23 protein-coding genes and 1 tRNA gene are annotated in these 19,237 nt (G+C 63.8%); 12 read left to right on the forward strand and 12 right to left on the reverse strand.

Going from position 1 to position 19,237, the window contains the following annotated elements:
* Positions 1-2: 2 nt before the first annotated feature.
* From ABID37_RS10045 to ABID37_RS10065, 5 genes are all read left to right on the forward strand, one after another.
* Positions 3-455 (forward strand): DUF2924 domain-containing protein, encoded by a 453-nt coding sequence (locus tag ABID37_RS10045; protein ID WP_354194201.1) that lies wholly within the window; start codon positions 3-5, stop codon positions 453-455.
* Positions 455-1,783 carry a recombinase family protein gene (locus ABID37_RS10050; protein ID WP_354194203.1) on the forward strand — a complete coding sequence of 443 codons (1,329 nt, stop codon included), beginning with the start codon at positions 455-457 and terminating at the stop codon, positions 1,781-1,783. Before ABID37_RS10045 ends, ABID37_RS10050 begins: the two co-directional genes overlap by 1 nt.
* Positions 1,783-2,199 (forward strand): hypothetical protein, encoded by a 417-nt coding sequence (locus ABID37_RS10055; RefSeq protein ID WP_354194296.1) that lies wholly within the window; start codon positions 1,783-1,785, stop codon positions 2,197-2,199. The genes ABID37_RS10050 and ABID37_RS10055 overlap by 1 nt, the downstream gene beginning before the upstream one ends.
* A 241-nt stretch (positions 2,200-2,440) precedes the next feature.
* Positions 2,441-2,749, forward strand: coding sequence for a type II toxin-antitoxin system TacA family antitoxin (locus ABID37_RS10060; RefSeq protein WP_354194205.1), 309 nt, complete (start codon positions 2,441-2,443; stop codon positions 2,747-2,749).
* Complete coding sequence (locus ABID37_RS10065) at positions 2,746-3,297, forward strand: N-acetyltransferase (protein WP_354194207.1); 552 nt, start codon at positions 2,746-2,748, stop codon at positions 3,295-3,297. Before ABID37_RS10060 ends, ABID37_RS10065 begins: the two co-directional genes overlap by 4 nt.
* A gap of 314 nt (positions 3,298-3,611) precedes the next feature.
* Here the strand turns inward: ABID37_RS10065 and ABID37_RS10070 are convergent.
* Positions 3,612-3,688 (reverse strand) — tRNA-Met (locus ABID37_RS10070).
* A 227-nt stretch (positions 3,689-3,915) separates the two neighbouring features.
* Between ABID37_RS10070 and ABID37_RS10075 the strand changes: the two genes are divergently transcribed.
* Positions 3,916-4,878, forward strand: a complete 963-nt coding sequence (locus tag ABID37_RS10075) for a Gfo/Idh/MocA family protein (protein WP_354194209.1) — start codon at positions 3,916-3,918, stop codon at positions 4,876-4,878.
* 36 nt (positions 4,879-4,914) lie between these two features.
* Here ABID37_RS10075 and mnmA read toward each other — a convergent pair whose 3' ends face one another.
* On the reverse strand, positions 4,915-6,102 hold the full coding sequence (gene mnmA, locus ABID37_RS10080) for a tRNA 2-thiouridine(34) synthase MnmA (protein ID WP_354194211.1): 1,188 nt from the start codon (positions 6,100-6,102) through the stop codon (positions 4,915-4,917).
* A 294-nt stretch (positions 6,103-6,396) separates the two neighbouring features.
* On the opposite strand from mnmA, the gene sciP reads away from it, so the two are divergent.
* Complete coding sequence (sciP, locus tag ABID37_RS10085; RefSeq protein WP_183831664.1) at positions 6,397-6,672, forward strand: CtrA inhibitor SciP; 276 nt, start codon at positions 6,397-6,399, stop codon at positions 6,670-6,672.
* Positions 6,673-6,959: 287 nt separating this feature from the next.
* Here sciP and ABID37_RS10090 read toward each other — a convergent pair whose 3' ends face one another.
* On the reverse strand, positions 6,960-7,337 hold the full coding sequence (locus tag ABID37_RS10090) for a flagellar export protein FliJ (protein WP_354194213.1): 378 nt from the start codon (positions 7,335-7,337) through the stop codon (positions 6,960-6,962).
* Between the two features lie 444 nt (positions 7,338-7,781).
* Here ABID37_RS10090 and ctrA point away from each other — a divergent pair, with 444 nt between their 5' ends.
* Positions 7,782-8,477 carry a response regulator transcription factor CtrA gene (gene ctrA, locus ABID37_RS10095; RefSeq protein ID WP_035028413.1) on the forward strand — a complete coding sequence of 232 codons (696 nt, stop codon included), beginning with the start codon at positions 7,782-7,784 and terminating at the stop codon, positions 8,475-8,477.
* A gap of 72 nt (positions 8,478-8,549) precedes the next feature.
* Here the strand turns inward: ctrA and ABID37_RS10100 are convergent, their stop codons facing one another.
* Together ABID37_RS10100 and chpT are read right to left on the reverse strand one after the other, a co-directional pair.
* The gene (locus ABID37_RS10100; RefSeq protein ID WP_354194216.1) at positions 8,550-8,921 is read right to left on the reverse strand and encodes a response regulator; all 372 of its coding nucleotides are present in this window, start codon (positions 8,919-8,921) and stop codon (positions 8,550-8,552) included.
* Between the two features lie 254 nt (positions 8,922-9,175).
* Positions 9,176-9,805 carry a histidine phosphotransferase ChpT gene (gene chpT / locus ABID37_RS10105; RefSeq protein ID WP_354194218.1) on the reverse strand — a complete coding sequence of 210 codons (630 nt, stop codon included), beginning with the start codon at positions 9,803-9,805 and terminating at the stop codon, positions 9,176-9,178.
* Between the two features lie 301 nt (positions 9,806-10,106).
* Between chpT and ABID37_RS10110 the strand changes: the two genes are divergently transcribed.
* Both ABID37_RS10110 and ABID37_RS10115 read left to right on the forward strand, forming a co-directional pair.
* The gene (locus tag ABID37_RS10110; protein ID WP_354194220.1) at positions 10,107-10,688 is read left to right on the forward strand and encodes a DUF1134 domain-containing protein; all 582 of its coding nucleotides are present in this window, start codon (positions 10,107-10,109) and stop codon (positions 10,686-10,688) included.
* A 184-nt stretch (positions 10,689-10,872) separates the two neighbouring features.
* Complete coding sequence (locus ABID37_RS10115) at positions 10,873-12,006, forward strand: coiled-coil domain-containing protein (protein ID WP_354194222.1); 1,134 nt, start codon at positions 10,873-10,875, stop codon at positions 12,004-12,006.
* A 30-nt stretch (positions 12,007-12,036) separates the two neighbouring features.
* Here ABID37_RS10115 and ABID37_RS10120 read toward each other — a convergent pair whose 3' ends face one another.
* The 5 genes from ABID37_RS10120 to ABID37_RS10140 form a co-directional block, all read right to left on the reverse strand.
* On the reverse strand, positions 12,037-12,855 hold the full coding sequence (locus ABID37_RS10120) for a TrmH family RNA methyltransferase (protein ID WP_354194224.1): 819 nt from the start codon (positions 12,853-12,855) through the stop codon (positions 12,037-12,039).
* Between the two features lie 122 nt (positions 12,856-12,977).
* Positions 12,978-13,301, reverse strand: coding sequence for an ArsR/SmtB family transcription factor (locus tag ABID37_RS10125; RefSeq protein WP_354194226.1), 324 nt, complete (start codon positions 13,299-13,301; stop codon positions 12,978-12,980).
* A gap of 222 nt (positions 13,302-13,523) precedes the next feature.
* The gene (locus ABID37_RS10130; protein ID WP_354194228.1) at positions 13,524-14,312 is read right to left on the reverse strand and encodes a HugZ family pyridoxamine 5'-phosphate oxidase; all 789 of its coding nucleotides are present in this window, start codon (positions 14,310-14,312) and stop codon (positions 13,524-13,526) included.
* Positions 14,313-14,417: 105 nt separating this feature from the next.
* The gene (locus ABID37_RS10135; protein WP_354194230.1) at positions 14,418-15,179 is read right to left on the reverse strand and encodes a 3-hydroxyacyl-CoA dehydrogenase; all 762 of its coding nucleotides are present in this window, start codon (positions 15,177-15,179) and stop codon (positions 14,418-14,420) included.
* A gap of 136 nt (positions 15,180-15,315) precedes the next feature.
* Positions 15,316-15,825 carry a GNAT family N-acetyltransferase gene (locus tag ABID37_RS10140; RefSeq protein WP_354194232.1) on the reverse strand — a complete coding sequence of 170 codons (510 nt, stop codon included), beginning with the start codon at positions 15,823-15,825 and terminating at the stop codon, positions 15,316-15,318.
* A 258-nt stretch (positions 15,826-16,083) separates the two neighbouring features.
* On the opposite strand from ABID37_RS10140, the gene ABID37_RS10145 reads away from it, so the two are divergent.
* The gene (locus tag ABID37_RS10145) at positions 16,084-17,064 is read left to right on the forward strand and encodes a glutathione S-transferase family protein (protein WP_354194234.1); all 981 of its coding nucleotides are present in this window, start codon (positions 16,084-16,086) and stop codon (positions 17,062-17,064) included.
* A 5-nt stretch (positions 17,065-17,069) separates the two neighbouring features.
* Here the strand turns inward: ABID37_RS10145 and ABID37_RS10150 are convergent, their stop codons facing one another.
* A complete protein-coding gene (locus ABID37_RS10150) occupies positions 17,070-17,570 on the reverse strand; it encodes an NUDIX domain-containing protein (protein ID WP_354194236.1) in 501 nt (166 codons plus the stop codon).
* A gap of 81 nt (positions 17,571-17,651) precedes the next feature.
* Between ABID37_RS10150 and ABID37_RS10155 the strand changes: the two genes are divergently transcribed.
* The gene (locus ABID37_RS10155) at positions 17,652-18,587 is read left to right on the forward strand and encodes a metallophosphoesterase family protein (RefSeq protein ID WP_354194238.1); all 936 of its coding nucleotides are present in this window, start codon (positions 17,652-17,654) and stop codon (positions 18,585-18,587) included.
* Here ABID37_RS10155 and ABID37_RS10160 read toward each other — a convergent pair.
* Positions 18,577-19,191, reverse strand: coding sequence for a hypothetical protein (locus ABID37_RS10160; protein ID WP_354194240.1), 615 nt, complete (start codon positions 19,189-19,191; stop codon positions 18,577-18,579). The genes ABID37_RS10155 and ABID37_RS10160 overlap by 11 nt on opposite strands.
* Between the last annotated feature and the right edge of the window lie 46 nt (positions 19,192-19,237).

Below are 19,237 nucleotides of genomic sequence, written 5' to 3' on the forward strand. Positions count from 1 at the left end.
CGATGACGGACGGTGTGCTGGCCAGGCTGGCGGAAATCGGGACAATGGACATGGCGGCGCTGCAGGCGATGTGGCGTGAACTCAACGGCACGGAGCCACCGCGCCACAATCGCAAGTTCCTCGAAAGCCGGCTGGCCTATCGTGTGCAGGAACTCAAGCTCGGCGGGTTGAAGCCGCAGACCAGAGCCCGTCTCAAGGCGCTGGCCGATGAACTGGATGAAAAGGCGGGCAACAAGCTGCGCAAGGGGCGTGTCAATGACCGCCTCATCGCCGGTACCAGGCTGATCCGGGAATGGCAGGGGATCGAACATTGTGTCACCGTGACTGCCCATGGCTTTGATTATCAGGGGCGGCCCTACAAGAGCCTGTCGGCCATCGCCCGCGCGATTACCGGCACGCGCTGGAATGGGCCGCTCTTCTTCGGGATCCGGAATCACCGGACGCGGGAAGAGTGATGATGCAGGCACCGTCTGCACCGCCCGTGCGCAAGCTGCGCGCAGCCGTTTACACCCGCAAATCTTCGGAGGAGGGGCTCGAACAGGAGTTCAACTCGCTGCACGCCCAGCGTGAGGCCTGCGAATCCTACATCGCCAGCCAGCGTTCCGAGGGTTGGGTGCTGGTTCGCGACCAGTATGATGATGGCGGCATCTCCGGCGGCACGCTGGAACGACCGGGGTTGAAGCGTCTGCTGCGCGATGTCGAGGCCGGACTGATCAATGTGGTCGTGGTCTACAAGATCGACCGGCTGTCGCGCTCCTTGATGGATTTTGCCAGGCTGGTCAGCATTTTCGATCAGAATGACGTCACCTTCGTCTCGGTCACCCAGTCGTTCAACACCACCACTTCGATGGGCCGGCTGACGCTGAACATCCTGCTGTCGTTTGCCCAGTTCGAGCGCGAGGTCACCGCCGAGCGCATCCGCGACAAGTTTGCCGCCTCGCGCAAGAAGGGCATCTGGATGGGTGGCCCGGTGCCGCTCGGCTACCGTGTCGAAAACCGCAAGCTGCTGATCGAGGAGAAGGAAGCCGCAACCGTCAGGATGATCTTCGAGCGCTTCCTGATCGTGGGTTCCGGTACCATCCTGGCCCGCACGCTGCATGCGGAAGGGGTCACCATGCGCAGCGGCCGGCCGATCACCAAGGGCTTTCTCCACAAGTTCCTGAGCAACCGTGTCTATATCGGCCAGGCCGTTCACAAGGGCATCGCCTATCCCGGTGAGCACAAAGCCATCATTTCGCAGGACCTTTGGGACAAGGTCCAGTCCATCTTGACCATCAGCCCGCGACGCAGGGCAGGGCATTCACGGGCCAGGACGCCAGCGCTGCTGAAGGGCCTGATCTTTGCCCCGAACGGCTGCGCCATGACCCCGACCCACACCGGCAAGGGAAGTCGGCTTTATCGCTATTATGCCACCACAAGCGTCACCGAACTCGGCCCGCACACCTGTCCGGTCCGCAATGTCGCGGCCGGCGAAATCGAGACGGTGGTCATCGACCAGCTCCGGGCGGTGTTCAGCGCGCCGGAAATGGTCGTGCGAACCTGGATGGCAGCCCGCCAGCTAGACAGCACGATCAGCGAGGCCGACATCCGCGATGGCCTGATGCGGCTCGACCCGATGTGGGACGAACTCTTCCCGGCCGAGCAGGCGCGCATCGTCCAGCTGCTGGTCGAGCGCGTCGATGTCGGTACCGACAATATTGCCATCCGCATCCGAGCCGAGGGGATGGCCAGCCTGGTTGCGGAACTGCGACAACGGCAGGGCTGGAAGGAGGCGGCTGAGTGATGACCGACGTCGAGATCAGCACCGACGGCACCACAATCACCGTCACCATTCCGATGAGCTTCAAGATCCGTGGTGGCCGCAAGCTGATCGTCGCACCGGACGGCATGCATCTGTCGCCGTCACCGCGTCCGCAGGCCGACAGCACGCTGGTCAAGGCGCTCGCCCGTGCCTTCCGATGGAGCGAGATGCTCGAATGCGGTGATTTTGCCACCGTCAGCGAGATCGCCCGGGCCGAGAAGATGAACATCTCCTATGTCAGCCATGTCCTGCGGCTTGCCCTGTTGGCGCCCGATCTTGTCGAGGCCATCCTCGACGGCCGTCAGCCGCCGACCATGCAGTTGCAGCCGCTGATGCGGCAGGGTTTTCCGATCGAATGGCAGAAGCAGCGCGAATTCTTTTCAGGCACGACGCGCTGACATGGACAGCCGCATGGTTATCCGGCCAAGTTTACCGGCCTTCCCGTGATGGGGGCGTCCGGTCGCGCGCTCACGATGGAACCTGGTCGACCTGGCTCTTCTGAGATCAGCTCGATACCACGGTCGATGATGCGGGCGTAGGCTCGGGCCGCGACTGGCGAGTCACGATCAACCGGACTCCTTGACATGTACGTCACAGAGATGTACATATTCGTTGAATTTCAACAGCAAGGAGGCGACCATGCGCGCTTTCCATGATGACACGAAAACCATTGATGAGCGGGCAAGCGAACGGATGAATTTCCGCACCAAGCCGCATATCAAGAAGGCGATCCAGCAAGCGGCCGCGCTGTGCGGCGTGGATGACTCGGTCTTCACGATGAACGCCGCCTATAGTTCGGCGCTGGAGACGATTGCCGCGCACGAGCGCACCATGCTCATTCCGGCAGATCATGCTGCATTCTTCTCGGCGCTCGACAACCCAGTAGCTCCGACTGCCAAACTGCGGGATGCCTTTGCGCGCCACCGGTCGCGTGTCGCTTCCAAGTGACTTCGCCCGACGATGCAGGGCTGATCATAGAGCCGTTCGATCCTGAGAAACACGATCGGGCGGCTTTTTCCTGTGGTGTTGAGCAGGTCGACAATTTCTTCAAGAAGACCGCGAACAAGCTGGCGAAGGCTGGAAATCTCCGCGTCTATGTCATGGTTGGCGTAGATGACGAGATTATCGGCTTCCATGCGATCAATGCCCATGCGGTCGATTATCAGGCATTGCCGAAGGCCTATGCCCGGACCCGGCCGCGTCATGGATCGATCCCGGCCGCATACATTTCCATGATCGGCGTCGATCTACGCCATTCCGGGCATGGCTATGGTGGCGACTTGCTCGCCGATGCGTTGCGTCGCATCGCACTGGCATCCGAAAACCTGGGGATTGCCGTTGTCGTGCTCGACGTTCTTGATGACGGAAATCCCGGCCTGACCGCTCGTCGCAAGAAGCTTTACGAGGGCTACGGTTTCATGCCCCTCAAGTCCGATCCGCTCAGAATGTTTCTTCCTGTCGCAACGATCCGAACGATGCTGGATGCGGCGGACTGATCGTCGGCGAACCCCATCAACTGCCGAGGGACTGCAATTCGCTGACGCGGATTTTCGACCGGAGGAGCCTTCTCCCGACCGTGCAGAATTCAAACTGCAGATGGATTGTGCGGTTAAAAGACCAATGATTTCAATAGGCGAAATCTCTGTGTCTTTTGGCCAAGATCAACAGTTGCGGAGAATATCGGCCGACAGAGAGCAAAACAGGCACTTTTCTGGTAGGACGCGGTAAACAGCTTGCCGCGTAAAAGCCCGCGTTTCCTGGGGCTTTGAGCGGTCTGGATCGAGCCGGAGAATGTTTGGTGAAATTGGAGTGGTAGCGGAGGAGGGACTCGAACCCCCGACACAAGGATTATGATTCCTCTGCTCTAACCGACTGAGCTACTCCGCCCCGGTGCTTGGGATTCGATTTGCAGCGCGTCGCCGCCGAACCCCTCGCCAAGGTCGCGCGGATATAAGGTGGCCTTGGCGACCGTGTCAAGCGCGCAAACGACTTGTTTGGGAAGCCGGGCAACCTATTTTCAGCGTGCCGCGATCTTGCCTGCCTGAACGGGCGGGGTTGAGTTCGGACCGGCCCGCCGCTATGTGTCAGCCAAGAAATTTTCGAGTCCACGATTGATGAAACCGCGTATTGCCGTCCTTGGATGCGGATACTGGGGCAGCAACCATGTCCGCACCCTCAAGGCGCTTGGAGCCCTCCACGCGGTCTCCGATGCGAATCGCGACCGCGCCGAAGGCTTTGCCAGCGAGCAGGAATGCCTGGCGCTGGCGCCGGACGAGTTGTTCGAGCGTGACGATGTCGATGCCATCGTCATGGCCTTGCCCCCCCAGTTCCATGCCGAAACCGCCATCCGGGCGGTCAATGCGGGCAAGGATGTGCTGGTCGAGAAGCCGGTGGCGCTCACGGTCGAGGATGCCGAGCGCGCGGTGAAGGCGGCCCGGGACAACAAGCGCGTCTACATGGTCGGCCATGTGCTGCGCTTCCATCCGGCCTTCGAGAAGCTGAAGGCGCTGGTCGATGCCGGCGAACTCGGCGAAATCCGCTATATCCATTCGCACCGGCTGGGCCTCGGCAAGTTCCACACCGAAAACGACGCGCTGTGGGATCTCGCCCCGCACGATCTGTCGATGATCCTTGCCATTACCGGCGCCGCGCCGATCGAGGTGCATGGGGAAGGCGCGGCGATGCTCGACCATCTCAGCGATTTCGCCCATCTGCACATGCGGTTTCCCGGCAATCTGCGCGGCCACCTGTTCGCCTCGCGCCTCAATCCCTACCGGGAGCGGCGGCTGACGGTGGTCGGCACCAAGGGCATGGCCGTGTTCGACGATGTCGAGCCGTGGGAGCGCAAGCTTGCCGTCTACCACCACTCGGTGTGGCAGGACAGCGGCCAGTGGGCGTTCACGGCCGACGAGCCGCATTATGTCCCGGTCGAGCAGGGCATGCCGCTGACGCGCGAACTGGAGCATTTCATCCAGTGCATCGAGACCCGCGCCGAGCCGCGCACCGATGGAGAGGAGGCGATCCGGGTGCTGCAGGTGTTGACCGCCGGCACGGTGCGCCATCAGGGCGCGTTATAGGAGCGTTTCGCTCCTATCCTGGTTTTTGCCGTTTGATCAGCCGTGGGCCTGGGCCGGCGCGGCGCCCAGGCGCGACAGCATGGCTTCGGCCTCCGCGCCGCGTTCGGAGCGGCCGATGAAGCCGCCGCCCAGCACGCGCGCCTCGTTGCCGTCGTCGGAATAGAGCACGCAGGCCTGGCCGGGAGCGACGCCGGATTCGCCGTCGACCAGTTCGACCACGGCCGTGCCTTCGTGCTGGCGCAGTACCGCCGGGCGGGGAGGGCGGGTGGACCGCACCTTGGCGAACAATTCCACGCCTGCGGCCGGAATTTCCGAAAGGGCCCCGTCGCCCAGCCAGTTCATGTCGCGCAGATAGACCCTGTGCGTTTCCAGCGCCTCGCGCGGGCCGACGATGACGCGCGAGCGCTCGGCGTCGAGATGGACGACGTAAAGCGGCTCGCCCGACGCCACGCCGATGCCCCGGCGCTGGCCGATCGTGTAGCGCAATATGCCTTCGTGGCGGCCGAGCACGCGGCCGTCGATATGGACGATGTCGCCGGAACTGGCCGCACCGGGCTTTAGCTTGGCGATGATGTCGGAATACTTGCCCTGCGGCACGAAGCAGATGTCCTGGCTGTCCTGCTTGGCGGCCACCGAAAGCCCCATCTCCTCGGCCATGGCGCGTACGGCGGGCTTGGGCAGGTCGCCCAGCGGAAAGCGCAGATAGTCGAGCTGCTCCTGGGTGGTGGCGAACAGGAAGTAGCTCTGGTCGCGGTCGGCGTCGAGCGGGCGGTAGAGCGCGCGATGGGCGCCGTTGGGACGCGAACGGATATAGTGGCCGGTGGCCAGCGCGTCGGCGCCCAGCTCCTTTGCGGTGGCCAGCAGATCGGCGAACTTGACCGTCTGGTTGCACGCCACGCAGGGGATCGGCGTCTCGCCATGGACATAGCTTTCCGCGAAGGGATTGATCACGGCCTCGCGGAAGCGCCGCTCATAGTCGAGCACGTAATGGGGAATGCCCAGCGTCTCGGAGACGCGGCGAGCATCGTCGATGTCCTGTCCGGCGCAGCACGAGCCAGGCCGGTGCGTGGCGGCGCCATGGTCGTAAAGCTGCAATGTCACGCCGACGACGTCATAGCCCTCGCGTTTGAGCAGCCCCGCCACCACCGAGGAATCGACGCCGCCAGACATGGCGACGACGACGCGCGTGTCCTGCGGGCGTGCGGGAAGGTCCAGGCTGTTCATCTCTTCATTCCAAACAGGATGCGGCCGCGATTGCATTCCGGTGTGCCGGAAACGGGCCAGTCAGGCAAATATAGGGCAGGCTTCGATGGCTTGCCAGACCGGTTTTCATGTCCGGCACGAGATCGGAAAGCAGCTTTACGGCATTTGAACCATATTTGAAGCAAACGCCAGAGCATTTCCTAACGTGACGTTCATGTTCGTTACCTATCCATTAGGGACCGCTTAGGCAATTTTTAAAGCTGTGGCGGTAGTGTGGCAGCGATTGGTTCTTGCGTGTTTTTAGTAGAGAGTATGATGACCGATCTTGTTAGACCGCGAGTCAAATACGTAATCGGGCCCGACGGCAGCCCGCTTACAATTGCCGATTTGCCGCCGACCAACACACGGCGCTGGGTTATCCGGCGCAAGGCCGAAGTGGTCGCGGCCGTTCGCGGCGGCCTTCTGAGCCTCGAGGAAGCCTGCCAGCGTTATGCGCTGACCACCGAGGAGTTCCTTTCCTGGCAGGCCTCGATCGACGAATACGGGCTGGCGGGGCTGCGCACCACCCGCATCCAGCAATACAGGCACTAAAGCGCGTCGCGATCCCGCTTTCGGGCGACATGCTCCACTCGCCGCGCGTCCTGACGGGCGCTATCGGCAATCCGTCCCTTTTCAATGGCGGCCCGGAATAGCTTTCGGCGCCCTGGCTTATCGCTGAACCATCATAAAAAGGCCTCGACCGGACAAGGTCGGGGCTTTTTACATTCCGACGTCGAGAAACCGGGCGGCAGGATCGGCGGATCCATGCGCCTGCAATGCAAAACGGCCCCGCAGGACAATCTGCGGGGCCGTTGAAGTCTTCGGAAGTGCCAGGAAAATCAGCCGATCATGGCGCTGCGCGGGCCGGTGTCGACATCGCGGGCCTTGCCGTCGCGCATTTCCAGCATCTCGGCCTTGGAAAGCTCCGCTTCAGCTTCGATGAGTAGGGTTTCGGCCGTGGCCCGCTGCTTGGCGAGGTCGGATTGCGAATCCCTCAGGTTGTCGCGCCGCTGGCGCGCGGCCTTGGCGAATGTCGGATAGGCGAAATGGTTGATATCGGTGATCCCGGCCTTCTTTTCCTCGGCGGTGATCTGCAGTTCCAGCTCGGTGGCCATGCGATCGAATTCGGCGATCATCGCGTCGAGCTGCGCCAGTTGCCGCCGTTTCTCGTTCACCTGGAACTGCTTCAGCCGAACGAGGCTCTCACGTGACTTCATGACCCTCAACTCCGCACATACTCTTTACGCTCGCACTGTTGTGGCGAGACGGCCGGGGCCGTCATCCCCCTTGTCCTCCATTGAGACCCTCCAATGGAAAACAAAGTCCTAAGATTTTTCGCGCCCGGTAACCATTCGTTTACGGGCATTGTTAATCATACGGGGCAGGGCTTAAGACCCGGTAAAAATTCCGATGCGGATTGTGCCGGCGAGAGAGTCCGATGAATCACTTACGTCTGTTTTTTGACGTAGTGGATGAATTTGGGCTTTTCCCGAATCATCTTTGGATTCAATAGGGTGTGGAAAGAGGTTAAAAATTCTGATATCGTCCGAAGCACGAAATTAGGATTTGTTAACCATTCGGTGGCAGTTTTGATTCAGGCAATCGCTGCCGCGGACCAGGACGGGTCGTAAAGAGGTTCGGCGGCAGAAAAGGGGAATGAGATGCGCGTTCTGCTGATAGAAGATGACAGTGCAACGGCACAGAGCATCGAGCTTATGCTGAAGTCTGAAAGCTTCAATGTCTACACCACCGATCTTGGCGAAGAAGGTGTGGACCTCGGGAAGCTGTATGACTACGACATTATTCTCCTCGACCTGAATCTTCCCGATATGTCGGGTTACGAGGTCTTGAGGACACTTCGCCTTTCCAAGGTGAAGACGCCGATCCTGATCCTCTCCGGCATGGCCGGCATCGAGGACAAGGTGCGCGGCCTCGGCTTCGGCGCCGACGACTATATGACCAAGCCGTTCCACAAGGATGAGCTGGTTGCCCGCATCCATGCCATCGTGCGCCGCTCGAAGGGCCATGCGCAGTCGGTTATCACCACCGGCGACCTGGTGGTCAATCTCGACGCCAAGACGGTGGAAGTCGGCGGACAGCGCGTGCACCTGACCGGCAAGGAATACCAGATGCTGGAGCTGCTCTCGCTGCGCAAGGGCACCACGCTTACCAAGGAAATGTTCCTCAACCACCTTTATGGCGGCATGGACGAGCCGGAACTCAAGATCATCGACGTCTTCATCTGCAAGCTGCGCAAGAAGCTCGATGCCTGTTCGGGTGGCCAGAACTACATCGAAACGGTCTGGGGCCGCGGCTACGTGCTGCGCGAGCCCGAAGACATCCGCGAAAGCGCCTGACGGCAGCATCCCCGCAATGAAAAACCCGGCAATGCCGGGTTTTTTGCGTTCGGAAGTTCTTCTTAGCCGAAGTCAGGCGGCGATTTTCAAGGTCCGGAAGCTGTCCAGAAGCTGGCCACGGTCAAAGGGCTTCAGCAGATAGCCGTCGGCGCCGGCACGCCTGGCGCGCATGATCGCGCCGACGTCCATTTCCACGAGTGAAATCAGGAGCTTCGGAGCGGCAGGGTCATCGATGGCGCGGATCTGGCGAATCAGGTCCACAGCGCTCATGTCCGGCAGGTTGGTGGACACGACGATGACATGCGGCATCGTCTGCCGGCACATTTCCACGGCCTCGGCGCCGCTGCCGCTTTCGAAAACGGTCATGTCGGGGGTGGCGAGAATCCGCTTGGCGACCCGGCGAACCACGCTCGACGCGTCAACGAACATGCAGCTTTGCTTCATCTGTCTTTCCCGAACGGCGCGTTGCCGGAAGATGGCGTCGCGAGGCTTCGGCCATGCTAGGCGCAATCGGTAAAGAAGCGGGAAACCCGCCGGCTAAAATTTGCCTCAAGCTGTCGGGAATGGGCAGGCCCGGAAAGGCCAGGCCCTTGAATCGGAAACCGGCAAGCGGTTTCGGACTATTTCGACGATCGGTCGACATGTCGGGTCGCGCCCTCCCGGCTTCAGGCGGGCAGGGCGCATGAACGGTGAATATCTCAGGCGGCGGTGAGGGTGATCTCGTCCGGCGTGGCGCGGATGGAGATGGTCATTCCGGCTTCGCGCGCCAGCAACAGCGTGTAGTAGGGCTGCACGGCATGGGCGTCGATCGGCTCTTCCGGCTTGTTTCCGGAGTGCAGTTCCAGGAACTTCGGCGGCACCCGCAGCATCGGGCCGCTGGACGAAATGACGAAGCGCGGCGCCGTCTCGACGTTTTCGAGCACCACCGCGATGCGGCCGCCGCGCGGGATGGCGGCGTTGGCGACGAGGATGAGGTTGAGCAGCAGCTTGACCTTGTTCTTGGGCAGGAGCGCGCGGCCGCCCGTCCAGCTCAGGTCCGGCTTCTCGTTCTTCAGGAAGGCTGTCGCCACGGCTTCCGCGTCGCCCGTATCGATCTGCATGCCGGCCGAGCCTGCGGCGCCGAAGGCGATGCGCGCGAATTGCAGCCGGGCCGACGCGTTGCGGGCGCTCTGGCGGATGAGGTTCATGGCGTCCTCGTCGGCGCCGCCTTCATCGAGCAGTTCCAGGCCGTTGTTGATGGCGCCCACAGGGGAAATGATGTCGTGACAGACGCGGCTGCACAAAAGGGCGGCAAGATCAGGCGCGGAAAGCGTGAAAAGGTCTGTCATAAGCGGTAATCCCTGCGAATCAGTCTGTCGACGTGCATACGCCACCTTGCGCCGCCACCCTATACCTTGCGGTGTCGATGCCGGCGGCGGGTGCCGGCATGGCTGCAAAACGTGGCGTGGTGGCGCAGGCGGATGTCCCCAAAGGGCAGTTTCGGCCTTCGAACAGCCACGTTCATGTGAAAGCTTAATGGTTGAAAAAGGATTACGGCATAATTTGCCGTAATTGGCATCATAAGTGGTCGGCACAGAATCACGGATGCCCGAGGCGCAGGCAAGGTGCTCCGTTACGGAGATTGACTGCATGTTTTCCCGAATCCTCGAGCTGGGTTTCATCCGTGCTCTTGCTGCGACCATCATCCTCGCGAGCGCGCTCGCCGTTTCGGTGTCGGCGTCGCGGGCTCAGGAATACACGGCGCAGGAGATCGTCGAATCCGGCCATCGCTTCTTCGGCTCCACGTCGGGCGGGCTCGCCAGCGTGGTGGAGAAGGTGTTCGCCTCCTACGGCCTGCCGAACGGCTATGTCCTCGGCGAGGAGGGCTCCGGCGCGCTGATCGGCGGCCTGACCTATGGCGAGGGCACGCTCTATACCAAGAATGCCGGCGACCATAAGGTGTTCTGGCAGGGGCCTTCCCTGGGCTGGGATTTCGGCGGGCAGGGCTCGCGCGTCATGGTGCTGGTCTACAATCTCGACGATGTCAGCAATCTCTACACCCGTTTCGGCGGCGTGGCCGGTTCGGCCTATGTGGTGGCGGGCGTCGGCTTCAACGTGCTGAAAGCCAACCAGATGCTGCTGGTGCCGATCCGCACCGGGGTCGGCGCAAGGCTCGGCATCAATATGGGCTATCTGAAGCTCACCCAGGCGCCGACCTGGAATCCCTTCTGAGGAAACAGCGTTCCGGCAGGAGCCGAATCCGTCTTGCCGGGGCAGCGGATTTGGTTCATGCCTAGGCCCTGTCGCCCGAAAGCGGGAACCGGTTTCGGGGCAAGGACATGCGTAAAGGCAGGAAGCTGAAGCGCGGCCACGCGCTCTGGCCTTCGGTGAAGCTGTGGGGAACGGATAGCGTATCTTGGTCCAGTCGATCCTTTTCTTCCTGCTCGGTTTTCTGTGCGCCGGCTTCATCGCGCTTCTGCTGGCGCCGCCGATCTGGCGGCGCGCGGTCACGCTCACGCACCGGCGGCTGGAGGCGGCGCTGCCGCTCACCCAGGCCGAGCTTCGCGCCGACAAGGACAGGGTGCGCGCCGAATTCGCCATGCAGGCCCGGCGCCTGGAAATGACCATCGAGGCGCTGCGGGACAAGGAGGCCGGTCACAAGGTCGAGATTGGCCGGATGCAGGAACAGGCTCGGATCGTGGATGCCGACAAGGCCGAACTGTCGCGCACCATTTCCGACATGGAGGCCCGCAACGCAGCGCTTGCGGCGCAGCTCGAGGAAGCCGGGGCCAAGGCCGCCAAGCAGGAGGCCGATCTGGCGCAAGTCAGGCAGGAACTCGTCCGGCGCGACGAGGAGCACGCCAAGCTGTCGCGTATGTATGAGGAGGCTTCCTTCCTGGCCAGCAGCCGCCAGATCGAACTGGTGGCGCGCGAATCCGAGCTGGAGCGGCAGTCGACCGATATCGGGCAGTTGCGCACCCAGATCAGGCAGCTGGAGCAGGCCAATCGCGACAGCAAGGCCGAATCCGACAATGCGCGCGAGGCGCTCAAGGTCGAACAGAAGCGGGCCACCGACCTTGACGACCGGGTTCAGCGCCTGCTCGGCACCGTGGCCGACCGGGACGAAAAGCTGGAACGGCGCGAGCGCGAGCTTGCCCGGACGCGGGAAAAGGCCAAGGGAGCCTCGCAGGGCAAGCGGGCGGCAGGCAAGGCTTCCGCAAAGCGCCAGGCCGTGGTGGATGGCGAGGAGGTGACGCTGGCGCGCCTCAAGGCCGACCGCGACCGGCTGGAGCGGCGGCTGATACAGAACAAGGGCACCGAGGCCGGAAGCGCCATCGAGCTGCGCGAACAGATGGCGGCGCTTGCGGCGGAAGTGGTGCATATGACCGCGCTGCGCGAAGGGACCGGCTCACCCATCGCCAAGCTGCTCGCCGTCAAGGAAGGCGAGGCCATCGAGGAAAGCGCGGCGGCCAAGGACTGCGAACAGGCCGGCGTGATCAGCCTTGCCCAGCGGGTCCGCTCGCTACAGGATACCCAGGCGGGCAGTTGAACCGCAACGATCTGAAAGCCTCGACGCCTCTTAACCCTCGCCAGCCTGTTGCGCTTTCCTTGCAAAGGCGTGCAAGGCGATGGCCGAGGCTGCGGCGACATTGAGGCTGTCGAAGCCGGGCGCCATGGCGATGCGGGCGGTCTGCAGGCGTTCCAGCAGCGCTTGCGGCAAGCCTTCGCCCTCGGTCCCCAGATAGAGCGCCAGCGGGCCGTCGCACCTGGCGTCGCGAATGTCCGTCTTGCCGCGCGGCGAAAGCGCGAACTGGGTGAAGCCTCTCGTATCCAGCATGTCGGCAAGCCCGGCCGCATCGTCGAACAGGGCAAACGGCACCTTGAGCGCAGCACCCACCGAAACCCGGATCGCCTTGCGGTAGAGCGGATCGCAGCTCGTGCGGTCGAGCAGAACCGCATCGGCGCCGAAGGCGGCGGCATTGCGGAAGATGGAGCCGACATTATCGTGGTTGGAAATGCCGACCAGAACGGCCACCAGCGCCTCGCGGGGCAGGGTGGCGACGAGTTCGGCGGCCCCCGGCAGTTCGCCCCGCCGGCCGATGGCCAGAATGCCCCGGTGCATGTGGAAGCCGGCGATACGGTCCATCACCTCGGCGGAAACGACATAGACGGGAACGGACTGCGGCAGGCGCTCCACGATGGGGCGAACGCCGGCCAGGCGGTTTTCCAGCACCAGCACCGATTCCACCTCGAAGCGCCGCGTGGCCGTCAGCACATCCAGGACCACCTTTCCTTCCGCGACGAACCGGCCCTGCCTGCCGACGAGATCGCGCTCGCGGATGTCGAGGAAGGCCGAGACGCGCTCGTCCTGCGGATCATCGATGCGGATCGTTTGCATGGCGCCTCCGTTTCATTCCAACGCGGCATAGAGCATCGGGCCGGGAAGGGGAATCCGGTTCAGGCGGATGTTCAAACGGCAGGGACCGGCCGCCGGCACGTGGCAAGGCGGGGCGGGGAGGATCAGGTGCCGGTGCGCAGGCCGGAGCTGTCCTTTTCCTCGATGAACAGGTCTTCGAGCAGGTACAGCAGGCGTTTGACCGCCTGCGAGCGGCAGGAATAATAGATCGTCTGGCGATCGCGCCGGGTCTCGACCAGCCCGCTGTTGCGCAAACGTGCCAGATGCTGGGAAAGCGCGGATTGGCTGAGGCCGACCAGATCGGCAAGCGTGTTGACCGAAAGCTCCTTGTGCATGATCAGCGTGAGGATCTCGATCCGCTTTCCATTTGCCATCAGCGCCAGGAAAGCGGCGGCCTGTTCCGTCACAATTCCCTTTGTCGCTCGCATGCGCCCTCCCCAGATCGCCTTCCGTTCCCGTGAACGCCAACGATCTCTCGCCTCGTTCGAGCATCGGATTTCCCCGCAGATCGGATTCCGCTTTCGGTCCGATGCTCTTGCGTGACCTTGCCTCATGGGGGCGATGGGGCAAAGGTATCGCTTGCAACAGCCATGCCGCCGCGGCGGCACGTTGCTGATCCCACTGGAAAACTAGGGCATTTGCGTCAAATCTCAAGATCGCTCGGGCGAGGTCTGGCCGGCTTCTGCGGCGCGGCCGGCTTTCGCCATCTCCACCAGGACCAGGCGCAGGTCCTGCGCCGAGGCCAGCGGCTGGGGAAAGAACACCCGCAGGCACTGGTCGCCCGAAGCGAGGTCCATGCCCTCGGCATCGAAACCCGTCACCACCCAGTCATCGCCCTTGGCCTTGCCGAAATGGCGCGCATAGATGGCGATGGCGTCGCGGTGGTCCTCGTTCATGTGGTCGATCGCCGATTGCTCGCGGGCGGCGAACTCCTCGTTTTGCGCATTTTCGGTGACGAGTTCGGCGCGGTCGAGCAGATAGGCCTTGCCGAAGCCGCCGTTCATGCTGGCCCGCTCCGCTTCGAGGCGGAAGAAGGCGAAGTCGCCGAGGCCGGCATAAAGCTTCGCCTTGGGATTGCGGTTGAGGTAGCGGCGCGCGATGCGCTCATGCTCGGGCGTGTCCCGCGCGATGCGCCGCGCCCGGCAAACGAGGCTGATGCGCGGATGGGCCATGGCGTCGCCCTTGCCGGGTTCGCCCACCAGGAGGGCGCAGCGCGCATCGGCCTCCAGCGCCTGCGTGTGGGCCGAAAGGCCCGAGATGAGCGTCACCGGCGTGCCGTCGATGTCGGTGGCGATGCCGATGCGGCTGATCATCGGCACGCCGGTGCCTTTCTCGTTGAAGGCAAGCGCGCCGAAACGGGCGCTGCGCACCAGCGTTTTCGCCAGCCGGATCGCGTCGGCGTCGGTTTCGCGGATGACGTCTTTCTTCTTCTCTTCCAAAGCCAGTCTCCTGCAACAGGGCGCTGCGTCAGGAAATGCCTTCAGGGTTTTTCCTCTTGAAGAAGCGCAGTCTCGAATGCGGGCGCGAAGTTTTGCGCGCCCGGCCTATTTGGGGGCCATGCGGATGGCGCCGTCAAGGCGGATCGTTTCGCCGTTCAGCATCTGGTTTTCCACGATGTGTAGGGCGAGGGCCGCATATTCGGAGGGCTCGCCGAGGCGCGGCGGGAACGGCACGGCTGCGCCCAGCGAATCCTGCACCTCCTGCGGCATGGCCGCCATCATCGGCGTCTTGAAGATGCCGGGCGCGATGGTGCACACGCGAATGCCGGAGCGGGCGAGATCGCGGGCGACCGGCAGCGTCATGCCGACCACGCCGCCCTTGGAGGCGGAGTAGGCGGCCTGTCCGATCTGGCCGTCATAGGCGGCGACGGAAGCGGTGTTGACGATCACGCCGCGCTCGCCGCCGGACAGGGGCTCGAGCTTCGCCGCGGCATCGGCGAACAGGCGGATCATGTTGAAGGTGCCGATCAGGTTGATCTCGATCACCCGGCGGTACTGGTCGAGCGGATGCGGACCTTCCTTGCCGATGGTCTTCACGCCGATGGCGATGCCGGCGCAGTTGACCAGTATGCGGGCCGTGCCCAGCTTCTGCTCCACCTCGGTCATGGCCGCCACGCCGCTCTCGGCGCTGCTGACGTCGCATTTGACCGCGATGCCGCCGATGTCGGCCGCGACCGCCTGTGCCCGCTCCATGCCGACATCGAGGATGGCGATGCGCGCGCCCCGGGCCGCCAATGCGCGGGCGGTGGCCTCGCCAAGGCCGGAGCCTGCGCCGGTTACGATTGCGATCTGGCCTTCGGCGTTCATGGACGGGCTCCTCTTTGCAGGACTGCGCCTGCTTTACGAGGTCGGCCGCGCGTCCGCAACCGTGGCGGCATTCGACTAAAGCATGTCGCCCGAAAGCGGGGTCCGGTTTCGGGACACTGCCATGCGTGGCCCCGGCCTATCTGGCCAGCGCCGCGTGGGTGACCTCGCCGGTCAGGCCGGCCACCGCACCCGGCACGATCTCGTGGACCAGCAGCCGGTCGGGGTCGACCGGCCGGGGCATGGAGAGTTGGCCGTAAGGAATCCTGGCAAATCCCAGCGGGCCGTAATAGGGCTCGTCGCCGACCAGGATCACCGAGGACCAGCCGGCCTTTGCCGCCGCCTCCAGCGCGATCGCCACCAGCCGCCGGCCGATGCCGAGGTTCTTGTGGGTGGGGCGCACCGCCAGTGGCCCCAGCATGAGCGAGCGGCCCTTGCCGGCGGCGATCGGCGTCATGCGCACCGAGGCGATGACCGCATCGTTCCTGACCGCGACGAAGGACAGGGCGCGCTCATGCGGTCCGCCTTCGCGGATCTTGTAAGCGGCGCGCGCGAAACGGCCGGGGCCGAAGGCCTCTTCGTTCAGGATGTCGATCTCGGGGTCATGCGCCGGGGTTTCCGGCAGGTATGCGACGTCGGCAAGGCTCATGTCTTTGCAGTCCGGTATGCGGGGAAAGGGGCCGCCCAAGGCGGCGTTCGCCAGTGCGCTCAGGCGCGGGCGTCCTTTCGTCGTCGGTCGAACCGGATGGCTGCAAAGAAATCCAACATGGTGGCTCCGGCTAGCATCAAAAGCCGGCCGCTGCAATCGGCCTTTTGCGCGGATGCGGCGGTTGACGCACTGTTTCCGGCTTTGACGGTGCCGGCGGCGCCGTTCCGTCCTATATCGGAGGCAACGAAAGGATATGTCATGGGATTGCTGGTCGAAGGAAAATGGCAGGATCGCTGGTACGATACGGTCAAGAGCGGGGGGCGGTTCGTCCGCTCCCAGTCGCAGTGGCGTGACTGGATCACGCTCGACGGCGTGCCGGCCCCCGGCCGCGAGCGCGGCTTCAAGGCCGAGCCGGGACGCTATCACCTCTATGTTTCGCTGGCATGTCCGTGGGCCCACCGCACGCTGATCTTCCGCGCCTTGAAGAAGCTAGAGGACGTCATCTCGGTCTCGGTCGTGCATCATTTCATGGGTGAGAACGGCTGGACGTTCAAGGCCGAGGACGGCGCGACCGGCGACGCGCTCTACGGCCTCGATTTCCTGCATCAGATATACACCCGCGCCGACCCAGCCTATTCGGGGCGGGTAACGGTGCCGGTGCTGTGGGACAAGCAGCAGCAGACCATCGTCAACAACGAATCTTCCGAGATCATCCGCATGCTCAATTCGGCATTCGACGAATGGGGCGACGCGAGCGTCGATTTCTATCCCGAACCGTTGCGGGCCGAGATCGACGCGCTCAACGAGGAGATCTATCCGGCGGTGAACAACGGCGTCTACCGGGCCGGCTTCGCCACCACGCAGGAGGCCTATGAAGAGGCCTATGGCGAGGTGTTCGCCATGCTGGACCGGCTGGAAGACCGGCTCTCACGCCAGCGCTACCTGACCGGCCAGCGCATCACCGAGGCCGACTGGCGCCTGTTCACCACGCTGGTGCGCTTCGATCCGGTCTATGTCGGCCATTTCAAGTGCAACCGGCAGCGCATCGCCGATTATCCGAACCTGTCGAATTATGTGCGCGACCTCTACCAGGTGCCGGGCGTGGCGGGCACGGTGAACCTGCACCACATCAAGGCGCACTATTACGGCAGCCACAAGACGATCAATCCGACCGGCATCGTCCCGCTCGGCCCCAAGGTCGACTACGCGGCGCCGCACGATCGCGCCCGTTTCGGCTAGAGGGATTACCAGTAGGGCGAGGGCGGCGCGCCTTCGAACACCTCGGCGAGGCGGCGGCGCGTAGCCGGCGTCGTTGCCTGCGGCAGCGCGTCGAGCGCGAAGAAGCCGGCTTCGGCGATTTCCCTGTCCGGCTGCTTGGGAGCGGGCTGGCTGAACCGTTCGATCAGGTAGAGGCCGACATGGTCGCGCGGGCTGGACTGGCGGTTGAAATGCATCGACTTCAGCAGCGGGGCGCCGGTCAGGACGATGTTGCCTTCCTCGGCCAGTTCGCGTTCCAGCGCCTTTTCCATGGTTTCGCCGACCTCCACGCCGCCGCCCGGCAACTGCCAGCCCGGCAGATAGGTGTGGCGCACCAGAAGCACAGTGCCCGCCTGCCGGTCATGGACGAGGCCGCGCACGCCCAGCGTCATCGGCCGGCGCAGCCTGAAATAGAGATGGAACAGCCGCACCCGCAGGCTGGGGCGGTCGTTTTCAAACGTCATGATGTCCGGATCGGAACCGTGCATTGAGCTTTCCGTTTCCCGCAGGCCCGTTTTTTCGCGGCCAGTGAGTGGAAAGAGGCGCAGGCCTCGCATAAGAAGGCGACCATGTTCAGGCTTGCGCATCTGTCCGACGCCCATCTGGGCCCGCTTCCCGATGTAACCTATCGCCAGCTCGCCTCCAAGCGGGCGGTGGGCTACATCAACTGGCAGCGCAACCGCCGCCGCCATTTGCACGATGCCGTCATCGACACCATCGTCGATGACATGAGGGCCAGCGGGCCCGATCATGTCGCGGTCACCGGCGATCTGGTCAATCTGGCGCTCGATGCCGAGATCGAGCTGGCGCGCCAGTGGCTGGAAACGCTGGGCAAGGCCGAGGATGTTTCGGTGGTGCCGGGCAATCACGATGCCTATGTGCCGGGCGCGTTCGACAAGGTGTGCCGCCTGTGGGCGCCGTGGATGACGGGCGACGGGGCGACGCAGCCGGTGGATCGCGACGCCTTTCCCTATCTGCGGGTGCGCGGGCGCATTGCCCTGATCGGCGTCTCGACGGCCCGGGCGACGGCCCCGTTCATGGCCAACGGCTATCTGCGCGAGGGCCAGGGGCGACGGCTGGCCACGCTGCTGGAAGAGACGGGCGCCCGGGGGCTGTGCCGGGTGGTGATGATCCATCATCCGCCGGTGCGCCATGCCGTGCCGCAGCACAAGCGCCTGTTCGGGATCAGGCGCTTCGGCAGGATCATGGCCCGCCATGGCGCGGAACTGGTTCTGCACGGCCATTCGCATGACCCGTCGCTGTATTTCCTCGCCGGCGCCAACGGCCCGGTGCCGGTGGTGGGCGTCGCGGCGGCCGGACAGGCGCCGGGCGGCAAGAAACCGGCCGCGCAGTACAACCTGATCGATATCGAGCCGGACGGAGAGCGCTGGCACCTGAAGCTGACGCGGCGCGGGCTGGAAGGGCCGGCCCTGCCGCCGGCGGATATCGAGGTGCGGGAGCTTACGGCATCCGTGCTGGAAAAGGTGCTGTCGGTCAGAAGGTGAAGCCCATCGCCTTGATGCGGTCCCAGAACAGGACCAGCGACAGGACGAGGCCGGCCAGGGCGCCGGCCGCCACGAATGCAAGGCCGGAGAGCAGGCCGGCCCAGCGCCTGCTGCGCCGGGACGCGCGCGTCTGCCGCTCCGGCGCTTCGCCGGATTGGCTGATTGCGACATGGATTTCGCCGCCGGCGTCCAGCATGCGCTGGCGCTCGACGAGACGCTCGGCGATATAGCGCGTCACTTGGTCGGCGACCGGCTTGATCTCGGCGGATTCGGCCAGCACGACGCGTCCCAGCCTTGTGTCGCGCACGAAGCGATAGGTGCGGCGGTCGCGTCCCATGGCGATATGGGCGACGGCATCGATCCACAACCGCGGTTGCAGGCCGGCGGAAATCGCGAAGTCGAACATGTCGATTTCGTCGGGGACTTCGGCGAAGACCGGAGCCAGCTCCGTGGCCATCAGTTCGAGGCGCATGCGGTGCGCCTCGCGCATGTCGACCACCACGTCGTCACGGTCGGCAAGGCTGTTCTTGACCTCGCGGATCGCGGTGGCGAGCTTGTGCGGCACCTCTTCGGCTGGCGCGACGTTCTCGCTGGCATCGTTCATCGGCTTCCCGCCCACGCTTGATTAAGGCAGCCTTAACATAGCAACG

It is taken from the genome of Aquamicrobium terrae (assembly GCF_040545735.1).
In the GTDB taxonomy this organism is placed as follows: domain Bacteria; phylum Pseudomonadota; class Alphaproteobacteria; order Rhizobiales; family Rhizobiaceae; genus Mesorhizobium; species Mesorhizobium terrae_A.